We start from the raw sequence: 23,214 nt of genomic DNA, 5'->3' as shown, positions 1-23,214 counted from the left end.
GCGCAACGAGAAGCGCGCGGGCGCTCGGCTTTGCTACCTCCCGCCACCTACACCACTCCCTGGGACATGATCCGACGGAGACCTGCCAAGTCATCCGCCCGTCGCTGCTGATCGCCGCGAGTTTCTCAGGGATGTGGATCGGGGAAGCCGTGCCGTTCTGACAAGGCGGCAAGGATCTTATCCTTTTCGGAAATGAACGCTCTTCCTTGAAAGACGCCAGTTTGATGCTCCGACGATTTACCGTCCGCCAGTACGAGTAACGGCAAGGATTGGTTTTCGTCTCCTACCAACGCGATAACGGGCAATCGCGGACGAGGCCACGCAATTCGTTCAACATCGATCTGGTGGGTTAAGTCAGGAAACGAGGCGAGAACCCCTTCAATAAGAGCACAGTGCCAACAGTAAAATTGCTGGCCTGGATAGGCGGGGTCATTGAAACCCGGCCGAATGAGAAACAGTTTATCTTTCATCATTAGGATACCCTCTATTCTATCGCCCTAAATGTGCTTGAGCCGTCGCACCAAAGCTCGCTAGCAAGTCTCAAAAAATCCACGATGACTATACGAACTCCCGAGCCAGTTACCTCGCTTACGGGATGTTCTCGCTGACCGCCATCCCGTAGTCTGCAATCTTCACCAGCCGCAATTCGGATTTGACGCCAACGTATCTTCAGTTCGGGACCAGGACCTCCATGCTTATGCTGCTGAGTGTTCGGTCGAAAGTGGGGGCAGTTCACACGATGGGATGATCATGGAACACCGTCGTTGGGTGGTACCGCTTAATGGTATCACGCACCGATTCTGTGTTGCGTTCTTCGACAAGACGCACTCTGAAACCGCGCTCCCTCAGTCATTGCTGCAGCGTCCAATTTAAAACCGCCGGAGCTCTAGTCGCTTCTGGATGAAAGTCAGTGGCAGGTCACCAACTATCAAGCCGGAATAGCATCATTCCGTTCCAGCCTCAGAGGCTCCCCATGCTTAATCAGTTCCGCCGCTTTCTCACCGATCATCATGGTCGGTGCGTTCGTGTTGCCACTGAGGAGCACGGGCATGATCGACGAGTCCGCGATGCGCAGACCCCGCAGGCCTCGCACCCGCAACTGCGGATCCACGACTGCGTTTTCATCGACCCCCATCTTACATGTGCCGACCGGATGGTAGTCGCAGCACGCATATTGGCGAACGTAGGCCATGATATCCTGCTTCGACTTGGCGTCGGGACCGGGCAATCGCTCAATCTTGATGTACTTGGCGATCGCAGGCTGGGAGAGAATTGCGCGCGTCGTCTCGATCGATTTTAGCGACATGTCGCGATCGTACTGCTCACCATGATAATTCGGATCAATGAGCGGCTCGTCGACTGGATTGCCAGACCGGAGGGCGATGGTCCCCACGCTTCGCGGCCGCAAAAAAGTGGTGTTGACAGTAAAACCGTGACCGTCGAGGCGTGTCTGGCCCCCGCGGACCACCATTGCGGGTGCGATGTGGATTTGCATATCCGGCCGACCGTTGTTCTCGCTCGAGGCGAAGCCGCCGCCCTCGACTATGACAGATGCGGCGGGTCCGTTGCGATAGAGCAGCCACTGCAGGCCGTGACGCACCGAATGAGGGAAACGATCCTGACCGTCATAGCTGATCGGCTCCTTCAGACTGACATGGACATTCGAGCACAAGTGGTCTTGAAGGTTCTTCCCGACGCCCTTTAGGTCCACCTTGGGATCAACACCAACCTTACGGAGCTCGTCAGCATCGCCGATACCCGAAAGCATAAGGAGACGCGGCGAGTTGATAGCACCGCTCGTGACAATCACCTCGCGGCTGCAGCGGACAATCCGGACCAAGCGGCCCTGAGCGACCTCGACGCCGACGGCCTTGTCCCCCTCAAGGACAATGCGGATCGCCCTGGAACCGGTCATGACCGTCAGGTTCTTTCGCGAGCGTACCGGACGAAGATAGGATACCGCCGAACTCCGACGACGCCCGTCGCGGCATGTCACTTGGTAGAGGCCAGCGCCATACTGGGTTTCGCCGTTGAAATCCGGGTTGTACGGAAGCCCCCAGGACTGGCAGGCCCGAACGAAGGCCCTGGAAAGTTTATGGGGATTGACTTGATCGGAGACCCACAACGGCCCGCCTTCGCCATGATACCTGTTCACGAGGCGGTCGTTATCCTCCGACTTGCGGAAGTACGGCAGCACGTCCTCATAGCTCCAGCCCTCGTTTCCGAGCGCGGCCCAGTTGTCATAGTCTTCGCGCTGACCGCGAATGTAGATCATCGCGTTGATGGAGCTTGAACCGCCCAGCGTCTTACCCTGCGGGTACCAAATCTCGCGGTTGTCTAGGTTCTTCTGCGGCACAGTCGTGAAACGCCAATTCACGCCCGGCCCGAACAGTTTCCCGAGCCCGCCGGGTATGTGGATCATCGGGTTCCAGTCCCGGCTGCCGGCTTCTAGCAAAAGGACTTTGACCGATGGATCTTCGCTCAAGCGGTTTGCAATCACGCAGCCAGCTGAACCGGCGCCCGTCACGATATAATCATAGTCTGGCATGCTGCCTCCCGATCTCCCTACTAGGGATCTCCTCAACGACCCTGGAACTTCGGTTTGCGCTTCTCGGCAAAGGCACGAAGCCCTTCCATCCTGTCTTCCGTGTCAAAGGCCTCGACGGTGAGTTGATGCTCGACCCGCAGGCCCTCGGCAAGGGAATGTTCGTCCGCCGCCCGGACAGCCCTCTTGGCATAGGGCGTGATCGCGGTCGACTGCGCGGCAATAGCAGACGCGATTTCGACCGCCCGCTCCTGCAAACTGTCCAATGCCACAATCTCGCTGACCAGCCCTTTTCGCTCGGCGAGCGCGGCATCAACCATCTGGCCGGTCAGCACCATCTGCATGGCAAAGCTCCGTCCGACGAGACGGGGAAGCCTTTGCGTGCCGCCATCGCCTGGGAAGGAGCCGATATTGATTTCGGGCATGGCGAACTTGGCGGTATCCGCAGCGATGATGATGTCGCAGAGAAGGGCCAGCTCAAGCCCTCCCCCGAGGGCAAAGCCGTTTACGGCAGCGATGATCGGCTTCGGGAAATCCTGGATTTCCTGCCAACGTGCCAACCTCTCGGGATCGGCGTAAGATGCCACGCCCCTCTCCAACATATCGGAGATGTCCGCACCGGCTGAAAAAGCGCGTCCGCTGCCAGTCAGGATGACGCAGCCGACCTCGGTGTCCGCTCTCGCATCGTTGAGCAGACCGACGAGTTCGCCGAGCAGTTCCTTCGACAGGGCGTTCAGCTTTTCCGGACGGTTCAGCGTCAGGTGAAGCACGCCCGGAGACGGACGGTTTTTCAGCACAAGTGCGGTCATCGGTCATGCAACCTTCTTGTAAAGGGTCTCCGGCGTCAGGCCAGCCTGCTCGACACAACGGCGGATCTTTTCGATCTCGGCGGCTGTCGGCTTGACCAGCGGCGGGCGAACATAGGCTTCCTCCCAACGACCGAGAATGACAAGCGCTTCCTTCATGCGATTGTGCATGTCGAGAAGCGGATGATCATAAAAGGCGCGGACCGTCGGATAGATCTTGTCATTGATCGCCTTGGCCGCGTTGAGATCGCCGGCCTTCACAGCGCGAAGAAGCGCGACCTGCAGGTTGGCGATCACTGATCCAGCGCCTGAGAGCAGGCCATCGCAACCAAGGGCAAGCGAGCCGAGGAGCCAGGAGCTGTGGGTGGTGAGCGTTCTGACCGGCTGGTCGAGCGCCCGAAGCTCGCGAATCTGGCGTTCGTGCAGGTTGCCGTCGCCGCAATTGTCCTTGATCGCCCGGATCGACGGAAACCGCGAGCAAAGCTCGAGCAGCGTCGGCAGGGGTATGGCAAGGTTCGAGGCCACGGGGAACTGGTAGTGGATGATCGGGAGGTTGGAGGCGTCGGTGATGTGCTTGTAATGCTCCTGGATAACTTCCGGACGCATATTCCCACCGAGAACCATCACCTCGGGTGGGAAGACGAGAAGACCATTTGCACCTTCGTCCTGCGCCTTGCGGGCGATGCGTGCGGCTTGAAGGCTCGAATTCGTGTAGACGGCGACGACGGTCGGAACGCGCTCCTCGAGCACCTCCTTGGTGACTGCGATCGCGCGGAATTGCTCCTCGATGGTCAACGACGCGACCTCGGCCGCATGACCATTGATGGCGATCGCGCTAATGCCTTCCACGCCACCGACATCGGCGAGATGCTTGCGATAGGCCGTTTCGTCGACCTCCAGCTTCGCATTGAACGGCATGAGGACGGCGGGAATGACCCCTTGAGGATCGTCGTAGGGACGGACGGATGTCATCGCTTCTTCCTTCTGTTCGAGGTGGGGCCGCGCCCAGACGGCGCGGCCCATCGGCGTGGCTTAGATGCCATTGCCGAGGAACTGGTCGACGTTGTCGCTGGAAACCTGGACAGTCGGCAGGACGATTTCTTTGTCGACAGTCTCGCCCTGGGCGATCTTGTAGGCGGTCTGGATGCCTTCCGGCGCGCAGAAGGGATAGATGAAGCAGGCCGACATCTTGCCATCCTTGATCTCCTGGAAGGCCGTATTCTGGCCGTCCATCCCGATCACCTTCACGCCTTCGAGGCGGCCGGCCGCCTCCATCACCTGGATCGCGCCGAGGGCCATTTCGTCATTATGTGCGTAGACGGCCTGGATTTCGCCCGGCTTGAAGCGCTGGAGCATGTCCTCCATGAACTTCACGGCCTTGTCGCGGGTGTAGTCGCAGTTCTGCTGCGCCACGACCTTCAGGGCGGCGTTGCCGGCGATTGCGCTTGCAAAGCCGTTGTGGCGGTCGTTGGTGGCCGAGGCTCCGGCCGTGCCCTGCAGCTCGATGATATTTCCGCCGTTCGGAAGCGCATCGATCAGGAATTTGCCGGCACCTTCGCCGAGCGGCAGGTTGAGACCGCCGAGGTGGCAGGTCACCTCCGTGTTGACCTTGCGGTCGAGCGTCAGGACGGGAATGCCCTGCGCCATTGCGTCCTTCACAACCGGCGTCAGGGCCTGTTCAGTGAGCGGCGAGATCACGAGAACCTTGATGCCCTGCGTCAGCAGGCTTTCCACGTCGGCCACCTGCTTGGCGGCATCGTTGTTGCCATCGGTCACGAGGATGTCGAGGTCAGGATAGTTTTCCGCCGCGTATTTCTTGTTCACCTCGACCATCGCGATGCGCCAGGGATGGTTCATCGTGCCCTGACTGAAGCCAATTTTGAACTTTTCCTGGGCGAAAGCGCCGCGCAGCGGCAGGCCGACCGTGCCGACAGCTGCGAGGGCCGCGGAGAGCGTCAAGAATTGTCTGCGGTTGGTGTTCATGCTCGTTCCTCCTCAAAATTGGACAGTTGCAGTTCTCCGCGCGCCACCCTGGCGCGACGGCATTCAGACCCGCTGGCGGTGGCGGTAGACCTCGAACATGACGGCAGCGATGATGATGGCGCCCTTGACGATCTGCTGGGTGAAGGGCGAGATGCCGAGCAAGTTAAGGATGTTGGCGATGACGGCAATGATGGCGGCGCCGATAACGGTTCCGATGATGGTGCCTTCGCCACCGAAGAGGCTGGTGCCCCCGATGACCACGATGGCGATCGCCTCCAGTTCAAGGTTGGTGCCGGCGGTCGGCTCGCCGACGGTGAGACGCGAGATCGTAATGAGTGCGGTCAGTGAGGCGAGAATTCCCGAGATGACGTAGACCGACATAAGCACGGCCCCGACCTTGATGCCGGCCAGGTGCGCGGCTTCTGCATTCGAGCCAACGGCGTAAACCTGGCGGCCGAACGCGGTCGAGCGGAGAACGACAAAGGCGATCAACGCCACGCCTGCAAAAATCCAGATCGGTACGGGAACGCCGAGAAGGAAGCCGCCACCGAGGAAATAGAAAGCATCTGTGGCATCACCGAGGTTCTGCGGCTCACCGTTCGCAATGGTCATTGCGATGCCGCGGCCCATGACGAGCGTACCCAAGGTCATGATGAAGGGGGGCATGCGGAAGAAGACGACGCCAGCGCCGTTCAGCGCGCCGAAGACGGCGCCCATGACCAGCGCCAGGACGATGACAACAGGGATCGGGGCGCCCGAGGAAAGCAGCATGGCGCTGGAGACCGCTACGACCCCGACGATCGATCCCACCGACAGGTCAATGCCGCGCGTCAGGATGACGAAGGTCATGCCGATGCTGACGATACCGAACAGGGCGATCTGGCGCCCCACATTCATGAGATTGCCGACCTGGAGGAAGCTCGGCGAAAGGTAGATTGCTACCGCGCACAGCGCGACCAGCACCCAGAAAAGGCCGAGGCTTTGCACGAGCGACCATGCCCGCGAAGCGGCCGAGCCTTCCATTGACGCATTCCCGGGGGTTGCCGTGTGAGCCATGTCCCCTCTCCTCCCTAGTTCTGGTTCGATGGCTCATGGAGCCGGTTTGTGAGCCAATCCACGGCGGCAGCCATTCCGCCGTCGTCACAGGACGGGCCGACAAAGGCCGCGAAGCTCTTGATTTCGTCGATGGCGTTGCCGACGGTCAGGGCGACCTTTGCCCAGCGCAGCATGCCGACGTCGTTTTCCGCGTCTCCGGCGGCCGCACAGCGTTCCTGGGTGACGCCCAGATGGGCGGAAAGCATCTGGATGGCGGTGCGTTTCGAAACGCCGGGCGGATTGATCTCCAGGAGCCTCCAATGCGAGCGCACAAGCGAGAGTGTCTCGGAAAATCGATCCTGCATCGCCTTGAAAGCGCTGTCGTCGTTCGCGTCGGTACGCACGCACATGATCTTGCCGGGCTGTCCCGGAAGATCTTCGAGCGCATCGACAATACCCAGCTTCTCACCGGTGATCGCGACCTCGCGCTGCACCACCGGATTGCGTTCGAGGGCATAGACCTGGTCGATGCCATACCAGAGGGCGCCGAGCCCGAAGTCTCTGGCAGCCTGCATCGCAGACAGGGCATCCTCACGCTCGATTGTGGTCGTCGCGATCGCCGCGCCCGTTTGAAGGCTCCCGATCCAGCCGCCATTGAAGCAGGCGACTAGATCGGTCAGACCGAGGCGCTTCGCATAGGGTCGCAGCGCCTCGGGGGATCGTGCCGATGCCAGCACGACCCGCACGCCCAGCTCTCCGGCTCGTGCGATGGCGTCCACGACCGGCTCGGGAAGAGCATAGTCATGCGTCAGCAACGTACGGTCGACGTCCGAGACCAGAAGCGCGATGGGAGCGGCGGCGTTCATCGCGCGAAGACCGGCTGGCGCGGACCCGTGTGAATGAACAGAGTCTTCAACTGAGTGAATTCCTCGAAGCCGGCCTGACCCATCTCGTAGCCGAAGCCCGAGCCCTTGACGCCGCTGAGCGGCAGTTGCGGGGCGCCGTCGATGATGGTGTTCGCCTGCACCCAGCCGCTCTTCAGGCGCTTGGTGACGGTCAGAACCGTGTCAATGTTCTTCGACCAGACATAGTTCGACAGGCCGTAGATGCTGGAGTTCGCGAGTTCGATGACCTCGTCGACGGTGTCGAAGCGCGTGACGCTGAGAACCGGCCCGAAGATCTCTTCCTTGAAGATCGTCATCGACGGCGCGACATGATCGAAGATCGTCGCCTCGACGAAATGCCCGCTGCCCGACTTCGCGGCGGCGCCGCCGGTCAGGAGGGTTGCCCCCTCGTCAACGCCCGAGCGCACGAATTCCAGCACCTTGTTGAAGTGCTTCTCATCGATCATCGCGCCGATATCGGTATCTTCGTCGAAGGGATTACCGACCTTGAGCTGTGCCGAGCGCTGGGCGACACGCTTGATGAATTCGTCGGCGATTGAGGTCTCCACGAACAGGCGCGAACCGGACACGCAGCATTCGCCATTGTTGAAGAAGACGCCCATCAGGGCGCCGTCGACGGCGGCGTCGAGATCGGCGTCGGCGAAGACGATGTTCGCCGCCTTGCCGCCGAGCTCCATCGAGGTCTTCACGACGTTGCGCGCCGATGCCTCGATGACGGTCTGGCCGACCTGCGTCGAGCCGGTGAAGGAGATGAAATCGATGCCGGGATGCTCGGTGAGGTGCTGACCGACGACGGAGCCCTTGCCGGTGACGACATTGAACACACCCGCCGGCACGCCGGCCTCCGTGGCGAGCGCGGCAAGCTCAAGCGCGCTGCCGGAGGTGAACTCCGACGGCTTCACGACGACCGTGCAGCCTGCGGCGAGCGCGAACGGAACCTTCTGGCTGAGGATCAGCGCCGGGAAATTCCACGGCGTGATCAGGCCGACAACCCCGACCGGCTCGCGCATGATCATCGCCGTCTTGCCGGCGCCGAGATTGGTGTAGGTCGTGCCGGCCATTTGGAGCGCCAGCGAAGCAGCATAGCGGATGAGGCCGACCACGCCGGAAATATCGCCACGCGCGAAACGGATCGGCTTGCCGACCTCTTCGACCTCGATGCGGACGAGACGGTCGAAGTTGGCGCGAACTAGATCGGCATACTTGTTGAGGATCTCGGCGCGCTCCATGCCGCTCATCGACGGCCAAGGGCCCTTGTCGAAGGCAGCACGCGCCGCAGCGACCGCGCGGTCCATATCCCCGATCTGGCCGGAAGCGAAACGGGCGACGATCTCGCCGGTGGCGGGCGCCTTGCGTTCGACGTGCGCATCGGCGGATGCATCGAAACGACCATCGATGAAGTGAGTGTACTGACGGGCTGACATGTCTTGCTCCTTAATTCCAGACTGCGTGGGCCATGAGGGATTCCTCGGTTGCGCCTTTCCCGTCGACAATTGCCGCGACGCTCCCCTGCCGCATGACCATGATCCGGTCACACAGGCCCAAAACTTCGGGAAGTTCAGACGAAACCATCACGATGCTGGCGCCGAGCGTGGAGGTGAGTTGCACCAGGAGGTCGTAGATCTCACGCTTGGCGGCGACATCGACGCCGCGCGTCGGCTCGTCGACCAGAAGAATGGTGGTTCCCGCGTTGAGCTGCCGGGCGATGCCGCATTTCTGCTGGTTGCCGCCGGAAAGCGTGCGCACACGGGTCGCGCCCGAAGGCGTCTTGATGCGCATCTGCTCGATATAGCCAGCGACCTTTCGGCGCTCGCGGCCCGAGCGGAGGAAGCCGCCGCCGCTGACCGATTTCAATGCGGAGATCGTGACGTTGAAGGCGACGGACTGGTCGAGGAACAGGCCTTCCGTCTTGCGATCCTCGGGCAACAAGCCGATGCCCCTAGAGAGCGCGACGCCCGGGCTCCTCAAGGCAAGCCTTTCGCCGTCGACGGTGATCTCGCCGCTATCGAGCGCGTCCGCGCCGGCGATGGCGCGAAGGACCTCCGTCCGCCCCGAACCCGCGAGACCGCAGATCCCGAAAATCTCGCCGCGGCGAACCTCGAAATTGATGTCCTGCAGAACACCCTTGCGGTTCATGTTTGCGACGGCCAGGCGAATGTCTGCCTTCGGCTCCGGCCGCTGCGGGAAGATGTCGCTCATCTCGCGCCCGACCATCTGGCGGATCAGGTCGTCCGTCGTGATTCCGGCGAGCGGCGCGGTCGAGATCACCTGGCCGTCCCGGAGAACCGTCACGTCCTGGCAGATCTCGTAGAGTTCTTTCAGGCGGTGCGAGATGTAGACGAAGGAAACGCCCTGCTCATTGCTGAGCTTGCGAATGAGGGCGAAGAGATTATGAAGCTCGCTGTCGCCGAGCACGGCCGAAGGCTCATCGAGGACGACGATGCGGGCGTTGCGTGAGATTGCCTTCGCGATCTCAACCATCTGGCGCTGGGCGACGGAGAGGCGGTCAATCCTTGCCGCCGGATCGACCTTGAAATTGAGGCTATCGAGGATTTTGCGTGCGTCGGCGCGCGCTTTGCGCCAGTCCACGGTTCCAAGGCCGGTTTTCGGAAGGCGGCCGAGGAAGATGTTCTCGGCGACCGTCAGGTGCGGCGCTTGGGCGAGTTCCTGGTAGATGACCGCGACGCCGAGCTGGAGCATCTTTTCCGGCGTCGGATTGTCGATTTCGACGCCATCGATCACGACGGAGCCTTCGCTGGCGGTATAGGCCCCCGAAAGGATGCGCATCAACGTCGACTTGCCCGCGCCGTTTTCGCCGACGAGGGCATGGACGCTGCCCCGAGCTACGGCGAAGCTGACATTCTTGAGCGCGTAAACGCCAGGGAAACGCTTATGTATCCCCCTCATTTCCAGAACAGGCGCCGTCATCGCATTGCCTCCCAATACGCGTGAAATCGTTTTCTCAACAAGTTCAAAAAGTTACAGCCTCGGAACCTGCAGTCCTCCGCCTATGCTGTAGATGTCGCCGGTGCTGAATGGCATGCCGCCGGTCACGAGTGTCGCAATGGCGCGGGCCACGTCTTCGGGCTCGCCCCAGCGTCGGATGGGCGAGAGCGAGCCGGCCTCGACGCCCGGATTGTATCGGTCGAAGACCTCGGCCGTCATATCGGTCCGGATCAGGCCGGGCCGGATCTCGAAGACATTGATATCGTGCTCGGCAAGCCGCAGCGCGAACTGCTGCGAAGCCATTGAAAGCCCTGCCTTGGAGATGCAGTACGGTCCCTTTTCCGGCGAAACGAGACCAGCATTCGACGAGGTGATGAAGACGATCGAGCGGTCGTCTGCATGCTCGCGCCCAACCATCGTTTTCGCGACGGCTTGGGTCAGGAAAAACGTGCCGCGAAGGTTGATATCGATCAGCCGATCGAAGCTCTCCTCGGAAACATCGAGAAGATCTCCGCGCTCGGCAACTTGCACGCCCGCATTGTTGACGAGGCACGTCACCGGGCCAAGCCGATCCCCCACCGCCGAGAGGAACGTCGAATAGTCGGCGGTATTGGAGATATCGAGCTTGAAGAAGAACGCGTTTCGCCCCTTCTCCGCGACCTGCCGCACGGTTTCGTCGCCGTTGCCGTCCGCGGCGATATCAACCACTGCGACATCAAAGCCCGACTTCGCCAGCTCGACGCAAATCGCCCGGCCGATGCCGCGGCGGGCACCGGTAACGATGGCAACACCACGGCTCCGGCCTTCGACGGTCGGAGCATCCTGTTCACGGGAGGTCGTATCCATCACGCTGCTCCCTTCTGCGACTGCTCGTCGGGCGCAGTCACCGCCTTGGACGAGAATAGCTGTTCGATCTCGGCCGGACCGAATCCATGCTCGGTGAGGATTTCGCGGGTGTGCTCGCCGATGTCGAGAGCGAGGACGCGAAGATCCGGAACCTTGCCGTCGTACCGGTTGGGGTGATTGACAAGATGGATCTTCCGGCCGCGAACATCGACTTCGCGGAACACTTCCGAATGCACGAGCTGCGGATCGTTGAGCAGTTCGTCGTAATATTTGACCGGCGCCCACCAGACATTGTGGCGGTCGAAGCGCTCTTCCAGCTCGGCGATGGTGAACTTCTCCGTAGCCTCAGCGAGAGCCTTGGCGAATGCATCACGGTCCTCGTAGCGGTCCAACCCGATCAGCTTACGAAGTTCCGCACTTTCGACGGCCTCGGCCAGATCCGGCGTCTCGCACAGCGACACGACGACATGGCCGTCGGCGGCCGGATAAACGCCATAGGGCGCCTGATGGAACCAGGTCGCAAGGCTCTTGTGCCGATCGAGGGCGTTCCGCTCGATTGCGCCGGCTAACCAGTTCACGAGAGGTTCGTTCTGCAGGTCGATGCCGGAATTCAGCAAGCTGCCTTCGACGCGCGTTCCCTTGCCTTCCCGCAACTTGCGCACCAGAGCACCGAGAACGCCCATGGCAAGCAGCGCGCCGCCGTGCTGATCGACGACGGCAGCACCGACCGGGGTCGGGCCGGACGCTACGTTGCCGGTGACGCTGATAAGACCGGAGCGAGCCTGAACCAGAAGGTCCTGACCCGGTTTTCCGAGCATCGGACCGCTGGAGCCGAAGCCGCTTGCGGAAGCGAAGATTAGCGTCGGGTTCAAGCGCTTGAGTTCCTCATCGTCGAAGCCGAGACGGGCGAAGACGCCGGGCCGGAAGTTCTCCAGGACGACGTCGGCCTCCTGGATCAGCTTGCGGGCAACTTCCTTGCCAGCAGGATTCTTGAGATCGATGGCGATCGAGCGCTTGTTGCGGTTCGCGCAGAGATAAAAGCCGCTGACTCCCTCGATATAGACATTGGCGCCGGACCAAGCGCGCTCGTAGGCGCCCCCGAGAGGCTCGACCTTGATGACTTCGGCGCCCATGTCGGCGAGATACTGGTCAGCGGCAGGCCCCTGAAGGAAGTGGCAGAAGCTGACGACTTTGATTCCGTTGAGCAGCAAGTTTTCCTCCCATGCGTTTGTGAAATCGATTTCTCATGTTTTCACAAGCGAGTCAAGCTATAGTGCATCAGCATCCTAGAGAGATAGGCTTCTGGCCGCACCGGCGGTCGATAAATCGTTTTCTCGGCCGCTACGCAGCGCCGAGAAACTGGCGGAACTCGCGCGTCCGCGGGGATGAGAAAATCTCCTGAGACGGCCCCTCCTCGTGAATGAGCCCCTGATGCATGAAAATCGTGGTGGTCGCGACCTTGCGCGCGAACTCCATCTCATGCGTCACGAGGATCATCGTCATTCCGTCAGCGGCAAGCTTCTCCATGACGAGGAGCACCTCCCCGGTCAGCTCGGGATCCAGCGCCGAGGTCACCTCGTCGAACAGCATCACCTTCGGGCTCATGGCAAGGGACCGGGCGATTGCGACGCGCTGTTGCTGTCCACCTGACAATTCGTCCGGATAGGAGCCCGCCTTTTCGTGCAGGCCAACCTTTGACAGCATTTCGAGGGCGGTCTCCTGCGCTTGCGCGCGCGTGATCCCCTTGCTGAGGCGCGGCGCCAGCGTAACGTTTTCCAGAACCGAGAGATGAGGAAAGAGATTGAAGCTCTGGAAAACGATGCCGACATCCTTGCGCAGTTCACGCAGGGCTCCGGCGCTGTAGACCATCGAATGACCCGCTATCTCGATTTTGCCGTCATTGACCTTTTCGAGGCCGTTGAGGCACCGAAGCAGCGTGCTCTTGCCGGACCCGCTCTTCCCGAGCAGAGCGACGACCTGGCCCTTTTCAACGTTGAGCGATACTCCCTTCAGGACCTCGAGAGCGCCAAAGCTCTTCCTGAGGTTTTCAACTCGCACGATAGGCATTGAACTTCACCTCGAAGCGTTTGCTCGCGAGTGAAAGCGGGTAGCAGATCACGAAATAGATCAGGCCGACCGCGATGAACACGCGAAAGGGTTGGAACGTGGCGTTGTTGATGAGCTGGGCCGCGCGCGCCAGTTCGACGACCCCGACGACGGAGACGATCGAGGTGTTCTTGACGAGCTGGACCAGGAAGCCGACGGTAGGCGGCAGGGCGATGCGCACGGACTGAGGCAGGATGATATAGCGATACTGCTGGGCCCGGGTCATGGCGAGGCATGTCGACGCCTCCCATTGCTGGAGCGGCACGGACTGGATGGCGCCGCGCCAGATATCCGCAAGATAGCCGCTCGCATAAATCGCCAGCGAAATGGAGGCGGCCACCATGGGGCTGAGATCGTAGCCCGCCTTCGACAGCCCATAATAGGACAGGAACAGCAGGATCAGCGCAGGAATGCCCTGGACGACGGCGATGTAGCCCGTCGCCAGAACGCGCAGCCACGGGTGGATCGACACGCGCGCGAGCGCAATGAAGAGGGCGAAGATACCGCCAAGGACAGTTGCCGAAACGGTGAGCAGGATCGTCCAGCGCGCCGCTGCGAGAAGAATGTAGATTTCCTGGATGCCGAAATCCCGGATCATTGCTTTGCCTCCCCGGCGATCAGCGCCGCGGTCCCGAAGGAGCGAACCCTTGCCGCCTTCTTGCCGAATGCATAGCGGCCAATTGCGAAGAGGCCGGATTTCAGGAGGATGGCCAGCGCCAGATAAAGCGCGCCCGCCACCATATAGGCTTCGAAGCTGCGGAATGTCGCCGACTGGATGGTATTGGCCGCGCCGCTCAGTTCCTCGACAGAGATGAACGAGCACACGCTCGACGTCAGCACCATCAAGACGAACTGGCTGACGAGTGACGGCCAGACTTTCTGCACGGCAGGCTTCAGGATGATATGGCGGAAGATTTGGACTCGCGTCAGGCCCAAGGCATGACCCGCCTCGATCTGCGATCGGTGGATGGAATCGATGCCTGCACGAAAGATTTCCGTGGTGTAGGCTCCGAGATTGATCGTCATCGCGATCAGACCCGCCTCTATGGCGCTGACCTTGAAACCGTAAGCCGGCAGTCCGAAGAAGATGATGTAGAGCTGGATCAGGAACGGCGTGTTGCGGATCAGCTCGACATAAACAGTCATTGGCCAGCGCAGCGACTGTGGCGCCAGATGGCGAAGCAGCGCCACCAGAAGCCCAAGCGCGCTCCCGCAGATGATTGCGGCAGCCGAAAGCTCGATGGTCAGCAGAACGCCCTTCAGTAGCGCAGGCATATTCGCCACGACGGGCGCAAATTGGAGATCGAAAAACACAGCAGGTCTCCCTCAAGAGGGGCGGGCGAGCGGCGACATTTCGTCCCGCCGCTCGTCGCGATTGTCAGAAGACGGGCATGGTCGCCGGCAGCTTCTTGCCGGTCCATTTGACAGAGATGTCGTCGAGTTCGCCGCTCTGCTTGATGAAGGAGAGCGTGGTGTTCAGCCACTGACGAAGCTCATAGGCGTCTTTGCGAACGGCGATCGACATGTACTGGTTGAAAAGCGTGAACTTCGATTCAAACGGAATGTCCGGTCGAGCCTTCTTCAATTCACCGAACACGGTCTCGGGAATGGCTACCGCATCGACCTGTTGCGAAATGAGGGCCTGCATCGTCGTCGAGTCGTCCTCAAAGCGCGTGACAGTTGCCCCTTCCGGCGCCATCTTGTCGAGCGCGGCCTCCTGCGGCGTACCGCGCGATACGCCGATCTTCTTGCCGGCGAGATCTTCGAGCTTGGCGAAGGTCGCGTCATTCGCGCCCAAGATGACCAACTGAAACGTGCTGTAGGGCATCGTGAACATCACGGTCTGGGCACGAGCCGGCGTCGGTGACAGCGTCGCCACGACGATGTCGACCTTGTTGGACTCGAGCGCGGGAATACGGGCAGCAGTCGTGAACGGCACGATCTCCGCCTCGACGCCGAGATATTTCGCGATCAGTTTGGCCGCGTCGACATCATAACCAACCGTCGCACCGCTTCCGTCGATCATGCTGAACGGCGGAGCACCGGCGTTCACGCCGATGCGGACCTTTCCGCTGGAGACAATATCGTTGATTGACTGGGCATTCGCGCCCGCGGCGGCCGCGCAGGCGATGACTGTCGCGGCGATGAGCTTGGCAAATTTCCTCATAGGTCTCCTCCGTGTTTCGACAATTCTGCACGACTGACGCCGTATGGCGCGGCGCCTGGCAGGTCGCGAGTGGGATTTGAACGCCTTCCTTGGTGAAACTCCCAAGCGTTCGTGAAATCGTTTTCTCAATCATCCACACTTATGTCAAGGCAATTTTTGAGGCCGTGCATCATCGCAGGTGAAGGCATCAAGCGTGATGAGGAAATGTTTTCACCGGCCAAATCAACTCAGAGAGCTTGAATAGTCGTCATTCCGCGATATTTCTTCTCAATCTTTGATAAATCGTTTTCTTTGGTCGGCTTTCAAAAAGTGCTAACGTAGGTCTCAGCCGAAATTTGGCGGTTGAACCGGAAAGCCAAAGCTGCGATAAAACGATTTCACGGTTGCGGAACGAGGAGACGCACTTGCAGACGGACCAGCAAAGCCTCGACGCCAAATTGATCGATGTGGCCAAGCGGGCAGGTTGCTCACCCGCCACAGTGTCGCGGGTGTTGAACAACAATCCTTCCGTCGGAGTTGCCGCACGCGAACGGGTTCTGAAAGCAGCGGCCGACCTCGGTTATGTTCCGAATGGCTCGGCCCGGGCGCTGCGGTCGACCAGATCGCGTCTCGTCGGCGCGGTCATCCCGACGCTTGACCACGCAATCTACGCCACGATGGTCAACAGTCTTCAGGCCCGGTTGGCCGAGAAAGACGTATCAATCATCATCAGCACGTCTTTTTACGATATCGACATGGAATGGGAGCAGGTGCGCCTCCTGGTCGAACGCGGAATCGAGTCGATCATTCTGGTGGGTTCCATCCATCGTCCGGAAACGATAGCGCTGCTGGAACAGCGAAAGATCGCCTATGTCTTCACTTACACGTCCGCATCGACGGATGTCGGCGCCGCCGTCGGCTTCGACAATGAGAAGGCGGGCCGAATGGCAGCACGATATCTTCTCGATCTTGGGCACACGAAACTCGCCATGATCGCCGGCATCACCGAGAATAACGACCGGGCCGCCACGCGGCGTGATGGCTTTGTGGCGGAGCTGGAAAAGCACGGAATCCCGAAGTCGGAAATCGCTGTGCTGGAGTCAGCCTACAAGATCGAGGCGGGCCGCAATGCGATGAAGAGGCTTATGGAACGTCCGGATCGGCCGACCGCGGTGTTTTGCGGCAGCGACATCATTGCCGCCGGCGTCATCAAGTATTGCCACGAGAACCAAATTGGCGTTCCGAACGACATATCGATCTTAGGCTTCGACAATCTGGAGATCGCTGAACTGACGACACCCGATCTGACGACGGTAGAAGTCCCCGCCCGCGAGATGGGCACCCTTGCCGGCGATTATCTCCTCGCGACGAACGCCCAGCGTCAGCATATGCGCCAGCGTGAGTTGCCTCTCAGGCTTATCGTCCGCGCCAGCACGGCCCCGACGGCCAGATAGGACTGTCCTATCTGACTTACCGGTCCTGTTTCCGCTGGGATGACGGACTGGGGGCCAGAACCCATCTCGTTCGACCCTTTTCCTATGAAGCCCTGCGGAAGCTTCATCCCTTAGAACCCCTTTCCTTGAAGGTGAGACATGCAAGACCACAGAGCACTTCTCGTGTCCCTCTTCGATGCCGCGGTGGAGGCCGCCAATCCAGAACACTGTCTCCGCCCGTTCTTGCCGGAAGTCCCGCGAGGCCGAACGATCGTTGTCGGTGCAGGCAAGGGATCGGCACAATTGGCGCGCGCACTTGAACGGATATGGCCGGGCAAGCTCGAAGGTGCCGTGGTGACGCGGTATGGATACGCCGCCGCTTGCGATCATATCGAGGTCCTGGAAGCGTCCCACCCCATTCCGGATGCCGCTGGATTGCGGGCTTCCGAACGGCTGCTCAGCCTTGTCCAAGGTCTCACCCCCGATGACCTCGTTATTGCCCTTGTGTGCGGGGGAGGCTCAGCTCTCCTCCCTGCCCCATCCGCGGGGCTAGACCTTGCCGACGAAATCGCGCTCAACGAAGCGCTCCTTCACTCAGGGGCACCGATTTCGGCAATGAACGCGATCCGGAAGCAGTTCTCAAGGATCAAAGGGGGAAGGCTCGCGGTCGCGGCGCACCCCGCGAAGGTCGTAACGCTCGTCGTTTCCGACATTCCTGGCGATGATCCGGCGCTGGTGTCCTCCGGACCAACGATCCCAAGCTCGGCGACGTTGCGCGATGCGATCGCCATGATCGACCGCTATAAGATCGACCTTCCTGAAAAACTTCTCCGGTATCTCGATTCGGCAGATTCCGCGCCCAAAACGGACGATTCTGTGTTCGAGGGGCATTCGGTGCATGTCGTCGCCTCAGCGAAGGTATCGTTGGAAGCGGCGGCCGCAGCGGCAGCACAAGCGGGCGTGCGGGCGGCGATACTGTCAGACTCTCTTGAGGGAGAAGCCCGCGAAGCCGGTGCTTTCCACGGGGCCATCACACGGGAAATAGAGTCCAATGGCAGACCTTTCGAACGGCCCGTCGTCCTCTTGTCCGGGGGCGAGACCACCGTGACCGTCAGCGGAAAGGGCAAAGGCGGGCGCAATACCGAGTTTCTTCTGTCACTCGCTCTCAATATTCAAAATACCCAGGGAGTTCACGCTCTCGCGGCGGACACGGATGGCATCGACGGCAGCGAAGACAATGCCGGCGCATTTGTCGATAGCACCACCATCGACCGGATGCTCTCCGCGCACATTAGGGCTGAGGATTTTCTTATGAATAATGACGCCTGGTCCGCCTTTTCCGCAGTCAGCGATCTCTTCGTGTGCGGACCGACCGGCACAAACGTCAACGACTTCCGCGCCATCCTTATCACCTGAGCCCTTCCGAGAAACCCGATGTTCACGAAACAAGAGCTCATTCGCTTCCAGCATTGCGATCCGGCGGGCATCGTTTTCTATCCGCGCTACGTCGAGATGATCAATGCGACAGTTGAAGACTGGTTTGCCGAAGCGATCGGCTTCGATTTCGCGAAGATCCATGTCGAAATGCAAAGCGCTATCCCGGTTGTCTCGCTTCAGGTCGATTTTCGCGCCCCCTGCCGCCTCGGGGACCTACTGCAGCTCGAGTTGCAGGTCGAACGGCTTGGAACATCGAGCGTCCAACTGTCCATAGTCGCTTCCATTGATCGGGATGTAAAATTCGCCGCTCGCGTCAACCTCGTCCATATCAGCAAGGAAGATTATCGACCACGGCCGTGGCCCTATGCGATGCGCAACTCAATCGGTTTGCATTTGGAATGATCTTCATCGAGCGGCTGCCCGCGTACGGCGCGTTCCAGTCGATACATTATGCGATCATTTTGGCCCAGAACGTGAACATTCTCGGAACAAGCCCTGCATTGGGATCGTGACGGACGGACAGGCCCCCTTCGCGGCAGGTCCCAGGAAAAGGCGGCGCGGCGAAGTGCGCCAACCGGCCGCATCGGATTACGAGCGAGACCCTCCCCTTTGAAATCAAGGTGAAATCCGCTTTTGCCTCATGCCAAATACCTGCACATCGGCTGAGCGAAGAGGCAGACGGAATGACGCATCGTAAACTTTCGAGGGAAGAACTGTTCGTACTCGTCTGGGAGCGGCCGACGAGCGAAATTGCCGTCGAACTGGGTATATCAGACGTTGCTGTCGGCAAACTCTGTCGGAAACTACAGGTCCCGAAACCTCCGCGCGGATACTGGGCACGGGTCGTGGCCGGTCAAAAGCCGCCGCGCCCCGCATTGAACGCATTCCGCGACGATCTTGAGGAGCGACGCCGGTGCACCCAACAGGCCCGCACCGCTGGCTACTTCACTGATTTGCAGTCAAGGTTTCTCGAAGCAGCTCTCAAGGAACTACGTGTCGATATCGGACGGAATGAAAATCGGGCGAAGCATCTCTCACACCTCAACCAGGACATTGCAGCTCAGGTCTGTTCCGGCGTACAAATTTGACCCCCTATCGGCATCCGCACGCCGAAACACAGCTTACCCCTCCTCTTGGCTCGAACCCCTCCCCAGATAGACCGCGTGGACGGCTGCCAGGAGAGAGCTTTCGGTTGAAGCAGACATATTGAATTCGAACATAAGAAACCGGGCGAGATGTTCGGCGCAGTTTCCCTCCCTCGGTATCTGATGCTCCGCGCAAGTCGCCTCGAACACACACCTCAACAGGTCGATTTCCGCGACGCTCATCAAGACATTCCCATTCGCGTTAAACACGGGCACTTATCTCGCCTCCCTTTGGATCCGGTGTGGCTCGTTAAGCATCTGAAGCACATCGGCGGCTAATTGTTGGTCGAGGCCGATCATTGTCCAGGAGTCGATATGCACCGGCACTCCCGTGAATACGTGGTAGATCGTCCAGGACCCGTCACATTCCACACGCCTGCCGTACTGATAGAGTTCGCCCATGTTGTCGGGTGCCCCACCGTGTAGCTGCCAGCGCGCGATGACAATCTCATGTTTTCGATCGGGCGGTTTCATTGGCGCCTATCTCCCTGTCATGACGCGGGTCACTTGCATTACAGAAGCCGGTGCCGCTCCTGCGTGTCCCGGCTGCGTTTCAATGCGCCGGAACTGTCATCGTGCTCCTGCTGGCTGTCGCGGGCATACTGAATGGCCGGCTTTGCGGTTGTCCGCGGAAGACTGCGTTGACGAATTTCAGATTTAGCTTGGAACAGCCGCTTCAATGTTTCGACGTAGCTCATGGCATTCCTCGGTGGCTGCGGGTTATTCCCCAGTCGATCGGTTCAGGATTGTTTTCAGCGCTGACGCGGTCCTGTCCGAGTTCATCGTTGCGAATTCGATATTGGGGGGCGTTGTCGCGTAGCGGCATCATTGCCGTGATGCGATTAGGTTTCTGCGGTTCTCGGTGAGAGATGACGACGGTCCCTGAGGCGAACGGACAGTCCCACGGGATAGCGACGCTGTGACATGGTTCCTGTCCTCATTGTCCTGGCGTATTTGATATCTCGGCGCCACCAAGCGCGATCAAACGTGCCAGCTCGTCGGGTTCGATTTGAATCATCCGCATGCGGTAGTGATTCTCGACTGTCGCGGGCAGCTTGATGAAGATGGCAACACGGCGATAGGTGAGCCAGGAAAGCCCTTCAATCGGCACCTCGTCGTCATCCATTTCATAATCGCCGGCAACTATCGTCTCATCAACGCCCGGCAATCTGAACGGCCGATCGAAATGGATTGTCCGGTGAATCGTTCGGTCGAACATGACATCTCTTCTCGATACCGGCAGCTTGTCGCCGGCACGCGATCTCTTTTCTGATGATAGTGATGAGCCGGTACCGCTGCATGCGGCATGCACTACATGAGACGATCTAAGGGGAAATGGCGGGTCGGGTTTCTGACACCGCGAGAAGCCAAGAAGGCTTAAACCGATTTACCAAGGATGCGCGACAATTGAGGTCAATTCAAGGTCAAGATATGGCAGACCTTTCACGACCCCCTGACAGCACGGCCGGTCTCGAACGACATTGACAGCTAGCTCCTGAGCAAACTCAGGTGCCCAGAAGGCTACGATTGCAATAGCACCAGCTTCTGCCTACCGTCTCCATTTGTGGCGCCATCAAGAATCTTCCTGCCGCAACAGCTCGAGGGCTACCCATGACAGACACACAACCAGCAACTTTTGATCAGGCCCTGGCCGACTTGATCAGTGGCCAAATCGAGCAGCGCCACACAAACGAACTTCGGGCAATTCTCTCGACTGGCAATGAGATCACCATGCACGGAACGTTTACCGTGGGGCGCGACTTCATCATCTACAAGACAGCAAAGGATAATAGCGGCAAATGGGCAATGACGCCCTTTGCCCACATAGTGCAGTTGGTAATTTGACACAGAAACTCCCTCGCCTGCCCCCTTGCGACCACGTACCGAGAAATTGTGGTACAGTTGTCCTGTTGCCATGCGGCGACCGGACATACCGATCCCTCCCAAACCGCACGGACCGCGAGGCCTTAAAGGGAACTTGCGCGTCTCATTGCCAGAAATGCCGCACTGACAATGGCAACGAATGCGATCCTGCATTCACAGCGCTCCATCACGGAGGGATGCGCCATGTCAAGTCGTCTCGTTTTCTCGCTTCTCATCGTCTCCATGAGCATCCTGATGGTCTGGGCCTTCAGACCCGCCCCGACAGCCCTCATGGGCTATAGCACGTCACCCAAAGCGGCCCAGGCCGATCAAACAGATAGCATACCCCATTGATGTGATCGAAGTGATCCGTCAAGCCAGCACCCAGACGGCATCCTGGATCGCTTTGCGGCTGGAGCGGCGAAAACGATCACGCGCGCAGACATGGCCTGCAAACGGAGCCGAGTAGGAGACGCATCCTGCTTCCTATTCGATGCGCAGGACATTGCTTCCTTCAGCGCGACCTGTCTCGAGTCCCGTTTTGGCTAGAAATCATAGCCACATTTATCTGGGCGCGGTTGTTCAACGGCCATTGCGTATGGCGGTCAAATAACACATGCTCTCAGCTTCAGCAGCCATTTTCAGGGCGCTGCTGCTTCGGGGCGTTAATGTCCTGGCCCCAACGAAAGGAGGACCGCGTGTCTTCCGACCTTCACCTTGACACTACCGCACGTAATCTCGTCAGGGTCAGCGGGACTGTATACCGCGAACGCGGCCGGACTCAACGAATTAGTATGGGTGAACCCGCGGTCGCGCTCCGCATCAGGCGCCTCAGATCGGCTGCACGGGACCCGAGGCCTTCCTGCCTTCGTGGCGCAACGTTTCGTCCTTGCTAAGTGGACCCAAAAGCACGGTTATGCCGCAGCATTGAAGTGCTGCAATCCACAATCAACCGAAAACCCAGGAGGATCTGATGGCCAAAAGCCAAGTAAGAAGCAATCGCGAAGTTCGAAAGCCGAAAAAAGACAAGACCGTGGCACCGACCACCGTCGTACAAGGCACTCAGGTCAAGTTCGCCAACAGCGGGCTCAGCCTCGGCAAGAAGCAGAAATAGCTCAATGGGAGCGGAGGCGGTGGCGCACCGCCTTGAAGAAAACCAGAGCCAGCCAGCTTTCCGGCCGCCGAGTGCCCTTGTGCCATTTGCTCTGCTATGGGCGGGGACGTGACTTCGGCCACTGGCTCTGCATGGTCCTTATCGCCCCTGCGGCGGGATTTCTCTTACGCGTGTTCATGCTTCAACATGACCGCGCTCACAGTTCCTTCTTCGGCCGGCGCAGCTTGAATGACTGGAAGGGCCGGGGGATCGGCGTGCTGACAGTGACACCCTATGACGACCGGCGCCGCGCCCACGTCGAACACCACGCCGCGGCAGGCAATCTCGACGAGCGTGGTGTCGGCGACATCACGACGCCCGCCGTCGCGGAATGCGGAATTCTCGCGCGAAGAGGACGGCTCATTAGCCGCATCGGTCCCGCCTGGCTCCTTCTTTTCAAGCAGAGGCCGCCGTTCGGAGTGATGCGCTCCGGCGCCCTGTCATGGATTTCCACTATGGCAACGAACGTCGCCGTTTTAAGCGCGCGGATGATCGGAGTTAGGTTCAATGCCATATCTAGTGGTCATTGCCGCCTCCATCACTGGATAGATTGAAGGTAGACAATGAAGAGCTTGGACGAAAAATTTCTCATTCTTCTGGGTGCCTTCCACAGCGTTCGATATGGGGTGTCGCCATCCGTCTCACGCGGGGCCGCTGAGAATCATTCCAAAAAACATGGGCTCGCGGGAAACGAATACAGCGAGACACTCGAAGCTGCCATTGGCGCTGGACTTGTCGGTCTTTCGTCTGACTCTTCTCTTTCAATTAGGGCCACGGGACGAGTGAGGCTAGGCTCAGGACCTATTAATTTCGTTTGAGATGTGATTCACGGTTCCGAAAGGAGACCGTGATGGGTGATTTGTTT

25 protein-coding genes and 1 pseudogene are annotated in these 23,214 nt (G+C 59.7%); 7 read left to right on the top strand and 19 right to left on the bottom strand.

Annotation, left to right across the window (positions count from 1 at the left end; all coding sequences use genetic code 11):
* Window positions 1-125: 125 nt before the first annotated feature.
* The 15 genes from MKZ91_RS30690 to MKZ91_RS30620 all read right to left on the bottom strand — a co-directional run bounded on the left by MKZ91_RS30690 (window position 126) and on the right by MKZ91_RS30620 (window position 15,339).
* On the bottom strand, window positions 126-473 hold the full coding sequence (locus MKZ91_RS30690) for a DUF3088 domain-containing protein (protein ID WP_113398914.1): 348 nt from the start codon (window positions 471-473) through the stop codon (window positions 126-128).
* 455 nt (window positions 474-928) lie between these two features.
* Window positions 929-2,548 (bottom strand): GMC family oxidoreductase, encoded by a 1,620-nt coding sequence (locus MKZ91_RS30685; protein WP_113398915.1) that lies wholly within the window; start codon window positions 2,546-2,548, stop codon window positions 929-931.
* Between the two features lie 32 nt (window positions 2,549-2,580).
* Window positions 2,581-3,354 carry an enoyl-CoA hydratase-related protein gene (locus tag MKZ91_RS30680; RefSeq protein WP_113398916.1) on the bottom strand — a complete coding sequence of 258 codons (774 nt, stop codon included), beginning with the start codon at window positions 3,352-3,354 and terminating at the stop codon, window positions 2,581-2,583.
* A 3-nt stretch (window positions 3,355-3,357) separates the two neighbouring features.
* Window positions 3,358-4,323, bottom strand: coding sequence for a dihydrodipicolinate synthase family protein (locus tag MKZ91_RS30675; RefSeq protein ID WP_113398929.1), 966 nt, complete (start codon window positions 4,321-4,323; stop codon window positions 3,358-3,360).
* A gap of 60 nt (window positions 4,324-4,383) precedes the next feature.
* Window positions 4,384-5,334 carry a substrate-binding domain-containing protein gene (locus tag MKZ91_RS30670; protein ID WP_113398917.1) on the bottom strand — a complete coding sequence of 317 codons (951 nt, stop codon included), beginning with the start codon at window positions 5,332-5,334 and terminating at the stop codon, window positions 4,384-4,386.
* Window positions 5,335-5,397: 63 nt separating this feature from the next.
* Window positions 5,398-6,390: an ABC transporter permease gene (locus MKZ91_RS30665; protein ID WP_113398918.1), complete on the bottom strand. Its 993-nt coding sequence runs from the start codon at window positions 6,388-6,390 to the stop codon at window positions 5,398-5,400.
* Window positions 6,391-6,404: 14 nt separating this feature from the next.
* On the bottom strand, window positions 6,405-7,235 hold the full coding sequence (locus tag MKZ91_RS30660) for an HAD family hydrolase (protein ID WP_113398919.1): 831 nt from the start codon (window positions 7,233-7,235) through the stop codon (window positions 6,405-6,407).
* Window positions 7,232-8,698: an aldehyde dehydrogenase family protein gene (locus MKZ91_RS30655; protein ID WP_113398920.1), complete on the bottom strand. Its 1,467-nt coding sequence runs from the start codon at window positions 8,696-8,698 to the stop codon at window positions 7,232-7,234. The genes MKZ91_RS30660 and MKZ91_RS30655 overlap by 4 nt, the downstream gene beginning before the upstream one ends.
* A gap of 10 nt (window positions 8,699-8,708) precedes the next feature.
* Window positions 8,709-10,202 carry a sugar ABC transporter ATP-binding protein gene (locus MKZ91_RS30650; RefSeq protein ID WP_113398921.1) on the bottom strand — a complete coding sequence of 498 codons (1,494 nt, stop codon included), beginning with the start codon at window positions 10,200-10,202 and terminating at the stop codon, window positions 8,709-8,711.
* A 51-nt stretch (window positions 10,203-10,253) separates the two neighbouring features.
* A complete protein-coding gene (locus MKZ91_RS30645; protein ID WP_113398922.1) occupies window positions 10,254-11,066 on the bottom strand; it encodes a 3-ketoacyl-ACP reductase in 813 nt (270 codons plus the stop codon).
* Window positions 11,066-12,277 (bottom strand): CaiB/BaiF CoA transferase family protein, encoded by a 1,212-nt coding sequence (locus tag MKZ91_RS30640; protein ID WP_336174786.1) that lies wholly within the window; start codon window positions 12,275-12,277, stop codon window positions 11,066-11,068. The genes MKZ91_RS30645 and MKZ91_RS30640 overlap by 1 nt, the downstream gene beginning before the upstream one ends.
* A 130-nt stretch (window positions 12,278-12,407) precedes the next feature.
* The gene (locus MKZ91_RS30635) at window positions 12,408-13,133 is read right to left on the bottom strand and encodes an amino acid ABC transporter ATP-binding protein (protein ID WP_113398923.1); all 726 of its coding nucleotides are present in this window, start codon (window positions 13,131-13,133) and stop codon (window positions 12,408-12,410) included.
* Window positions 13,114-13,770 carry an amino acid ABC transporter permease gene (locus MKZ91_RS30630; RefSeq protein ID WP_113398924.1) on the bottom strand — a complete coding sequence of 219 codons (657 nt, stop codon included), beginning with the start codon at window positions 13,768-13,770 and terminating at the stop codon, window positions 13,114-13,116. Before MKZ91_RS30630 ends, MKZ91_RS30635 begins: the two co-directional genes overlap by 20 nt.
* Window positions 13,767-14,486: an amino acid ABC transporter permease gene (locus MKZ91_RS30625; protein WP_442892375.1), complete on the bottom strand. Its 720-nt coding sequence runs from the start codon at window positions 14,484-14,486 to the stop codon at window positions 13,767-13,769. Before MKZ91_RS30625 ends, MKZ91_RS30630 begins: the two co-directional genes overlap by 4 nt.
* Before the next feature lie 64 nt (window positions 14,487-14,550).
* Window positions 14,551-15,339, bottom strand: coding sequence for a transporter substrate-binding domain-containing protein (locus MKZ91_RS30620; RefSeq protein WP_113398925.1), 789 nt, complete (start codon window positions 15,337-15,339; stop codon window positions 14,551-14,553).
* Between the two features lie 404 nt (window positions 15,340-15,743).
* On the opposite strand from MKZ91_RS30620, the gene MKZ91_RS30615 reads away from it, so the two are divergent.
* The 4 genes from MKZ91_RS30615 (at window position 15,744) to MKZ91_RS30600 (ending at window position 19,276) form a co-directional block, all read left to right on the top strand.
* A complete protein-coding gene (locus MKZ91_RS30615; protein WP_113398926.1) occupies window positions 15,744-16,772 on the top strand; it encodes a LacI family DNA-binding transcriptional regulator in 1,029 nt (342 codons plus the stop codon).
* A 138-nt stretch (window positions 16,773-16,910) separates the two neighbouring features.
* A complete protein-coding gene (locus tag MKZ91_RS30610) occupies window positions 16,911-18,167 on the top strand; it encodes a glycerate kinase type-2 family protein (RefSeq protein WP_113398927.1) in 1,257 nt (418 codons plus the stop codon).
* 18 nt (window positions 18,168-18,185) lie between these two features.
* The gene (locus tag MKZ91_RS30605) at window positions 18,186-18,590 is read left to right on the top strand and encodes an acyl-CoA thioesterase (RefSeq protein ID WP_113398928.1); all 405 of its coding nucleotides are present in this window, start codon (window positions 18,186-18,188) and stop codon (window positions 18,588-18,590) included.
* Between the two features lie 281 nt (window positions 18,591-18,871).
* Complete coding sequence (locus tag MKZ91_RS30600) at window positions 18,872-19,276, top strand: hypothetical protein (protein WP_336174785.1); 405 nt, start codon at window positions 18,872-18,874, stop codon at window positions 19,274-19,276.
* Between the two features lie 273 nt (window positions 19,277-19,549).
* Here the strand turns inward: MKZ91_RS30600 and MKZ91_RS30595 are convergent, their stop codons facing one another.
* From MKZ91_RS30595 to MKZ91_RS30580, 4 genes and pseudogenes are all read right to left on the bottom strand, one after another.
* On the bottom strand, window positions 19,550-19,807 hold the full coding sequence (locus MKZ91_RS30595) for a hypothetical protein (RefSeq protein WP_336174784.1): 258 nt from the start codon (window positions 19,805-19,807) through the stop codon (window positions 19,550-19,552).
* A gap of 38 nt (window positions 19,808-19,845) precedes the next feature.
* Window positions 19,846-20,031: a hypothetical protein gene (locus MKZ91_RS30590; protein WP_336174783.1), complete on the bottom strand. Its 186-nt coding sequence runs from the start codon at window positions 20,029-20,031 to the stop codon at window positions 19,846-19,848.
* A pseudogene (locus MKZ91_RS30585) lies at window positions 20,028-20,259 on the bottom strand (hypothetical protein). The gene MKZ91_RS30590 and the pseudogene MKZ91_RS30585 overlap by 4 nt, the downstream one beginning before the upstream one ends.
* An 11-nt stretch (window positions 20,260-20,270) precedes the next feature.
* Window positions 20,271-20,552, bottom strand: coding sequence for a hypothetical protein (locus MKZ91_RS30580; RefSeq protein ID WP_336174782.1), 282 nt, complete (start codon window positions 20,550-20,552; stop codon window positions 20,271-20,273).
* A gap of 392 nt (window positions 20,553-20,944) precedes the next feature.
* Between MKZ91_RS30580 and MKZ91_RS30575 the strand changes: the two genes are divergently transcribed.
* The 3 genes from MKZ91_RS30575 to MKZ91_RS30565 all read left to right on the top strand — a co-directional run bounded on the left by MKZ91_RS30575 (window position 20,945) and on the right by MKZ91_RS30565 (window position 22,903).
* Window positions 20,945-21,178 carry a hypothetical protein gene (locus MKZ91_RS30575; RefSeq protein ID WP_336174781.1) on the top strand — a complete coding sequence of 78 codons (234 nt, stop codon included), beginning with the start codon at window positions 20,945-20,947 and terminating at the stop codon, window positions 21,176-21,178.
* Between the two features lie 991 nt (window positions 21,179-22,169).
* On the top strand, window positions 22,170-22,310 hold the full coding sequence (locus MKZ91_RS30570; RefSeq protein ID WP_336174780.1) for a hypothetical protein: 141 nt from the start codon (window positions 22,170-22,172) through the stop codon (window positions 22,308-22,310).
* Between the two features lie 32 nt (window positions 22,311-22,342).
* Window positions 22,343-22,903, top strand: a complete 561-nt coding sequence (locus MKZ91_RS30565) for a fatty acid desaturase (protein ID WP_442892374.1) — start codon at window positions 22,343-22,345, stop codon at window positions 22,901-22,903.
* Window positions 22,904-23,214 lie beyond the last annotated feature (311 nt).

This window comes from Ensifer sp. MJa1 (assembly GCF_037026475.1).
Taxonomy (GTDB): Bacteria; Pseudomonadota; Alphaproteobacteria; order Rhizobiales; family Rhizobiaceae; genus Ensifer.
The sequence above is the reverse complement of the archived record's forward strand: the minus strand, read 5'-3'. Positions and strand labels throughout refer to the sequence as shown.

Coding starts and splice junctions, on each gene's coding strand:
- MKZ91_RS30690 (WP_113398914.1), bottom strand. CDS start 473: ATGATGAAAGATAAACTGTTTCTCATTCGGCCGGGTTTCAATGACCCC.
- MKZ91_RS30685 (WP_113398915.1), bottom strand. CDS start 2,548: ATGCCAGACTATGATTATATCGTGACGGGCGCCGGTTCAGCTGGCTGC.
- MKZ91_RS30680 (WP_113398916.1), bottom strand. CDS start 3,354: ATGACCGCACTTGTGCTGAAAAACCGTCCGTCTCCGGGCGTGCTTCAC.
- MKZ91_RS30675 (WP_113398929.1), bottom strand. CDS start 4,323: ATGACATCCGTCCGTCCCTACGACGATCCTCAAGGGGTCATTCCCGCC.
- MKZ91_RS30670 (WP_113398917.1), bottom strand. CDS start 5,334: ATGAACACCAACCGCAGACAATTCTTGACGCTCTCCGCGGCCCTCGCA.
- MKZ91_RS30665 (WP_113398918.1), bottom strand. CDS start 6,390: ATGGCTCACACGGCAACCCCCGGGAATGCGTCAATGGAAGGCTCGGCC.
- MKZ91_RS30660 (WP_113398919.1), bottom strand. CDS start 7,235: ATGAACGCCGCCGCTCCCATCGCGCTTCTGGTCTCGGACGTCGACCGT.
- MKZ91_RS30655 (WP_113398920.1), bottom strand. CDS start 8,698: ATGTCAGCCCGTCAGTACACTCACTTCATCGATGGTCGTTTCGATGCA.
- MKZ91_RS30650 (WP_113398921.1), bottom strand. CDS start 10,202: ATGACGGCGCCTGTTCTGGAAATGAGGGGGATACATAAGCGTTTCCCT.
- MKZ91_RS30645 (WP_113398922.1), bottom strand. CDS start 11,066: ATGGATACGACCTCCCGTGAACAGGATGCTCCGACCGTCGAAGGCCGG.
- MKZ91_RS30635 (WP_113398923.1), bottom strand. CDS start 13,133: ATGCCTATCGTGCGAGTTGAAAACCTCAGGAAGAGCTTTGGCGCTCTC.
- MKZ91_RS30630 (WP_113398924.1), bottom strand. CDS start 13,770: ATGATCCGGGATTTCGGCATCCAGGAAATCTACATTCTTCTCGCAGCG.
- MKZ91_RS30620 (WP_113398925.1), bottom strand. CDS start 15,339: ATGAGGAAATTTGCCAAGCTCATCGCCGCGACAGTCATCGCCTGCGCG.
- MKZ91_RS30610 (WP_113398927.1), top strand. CDS start 16,911: ATGCAAGACCACAGAGCACTTCTCGTGTCCCTCTTCGATGCCGCGGTG.
- MKZ91_RS30605 (WP_113398928.1), top strand. CDS start 18,186: ATGTTCACGAAACAAGAGCTCATTCGCTTCCAGCATTGCGATCCGGCG.
- MKZ91_RS30600 (WP_336174785.1), top strand. CDS start 18,872: ATGACGCATCGTAAACTTTCGAGGGAAGAACTGTTCGTACTCGTCTGG.
- MKZ91_RS30595 (WP_336174784.1), bottom strand. CDS start 19,807: ATGAAACCGCCCGATCGAAAACATGAGATTGTCATCGCGCGCTGGCAG.
- MKZ91_RS30590 (WP_336174783.1), bottom strand. CDS start 20,031: ATGAGCTACGTCGAAACATTGAAGCGGCTGTTCCAAGCTAAATCTGAA.
- MKZ91_RS30580 (WP_336174782.1), bottom strand. CDS start 20,552: ATGTTCGACCGAACGATTCACCGGACAATCCATTTCGATCGGCCGTTC.
- MKZ91_RS30575 (WP_336174781.1), top strand. CDS start 20,945: ATGACAGACACACAACCAGCAACTTTTGATCAGGCCCTGGCCGACTTG.
- MKZ91_RS30570 (WP_336174780.1), top strand. CDS start 22,170: ATGGCCAAAAGCCAAGTAAGAAGCAATCGCGAAGTTCGAAAGCCGAAA.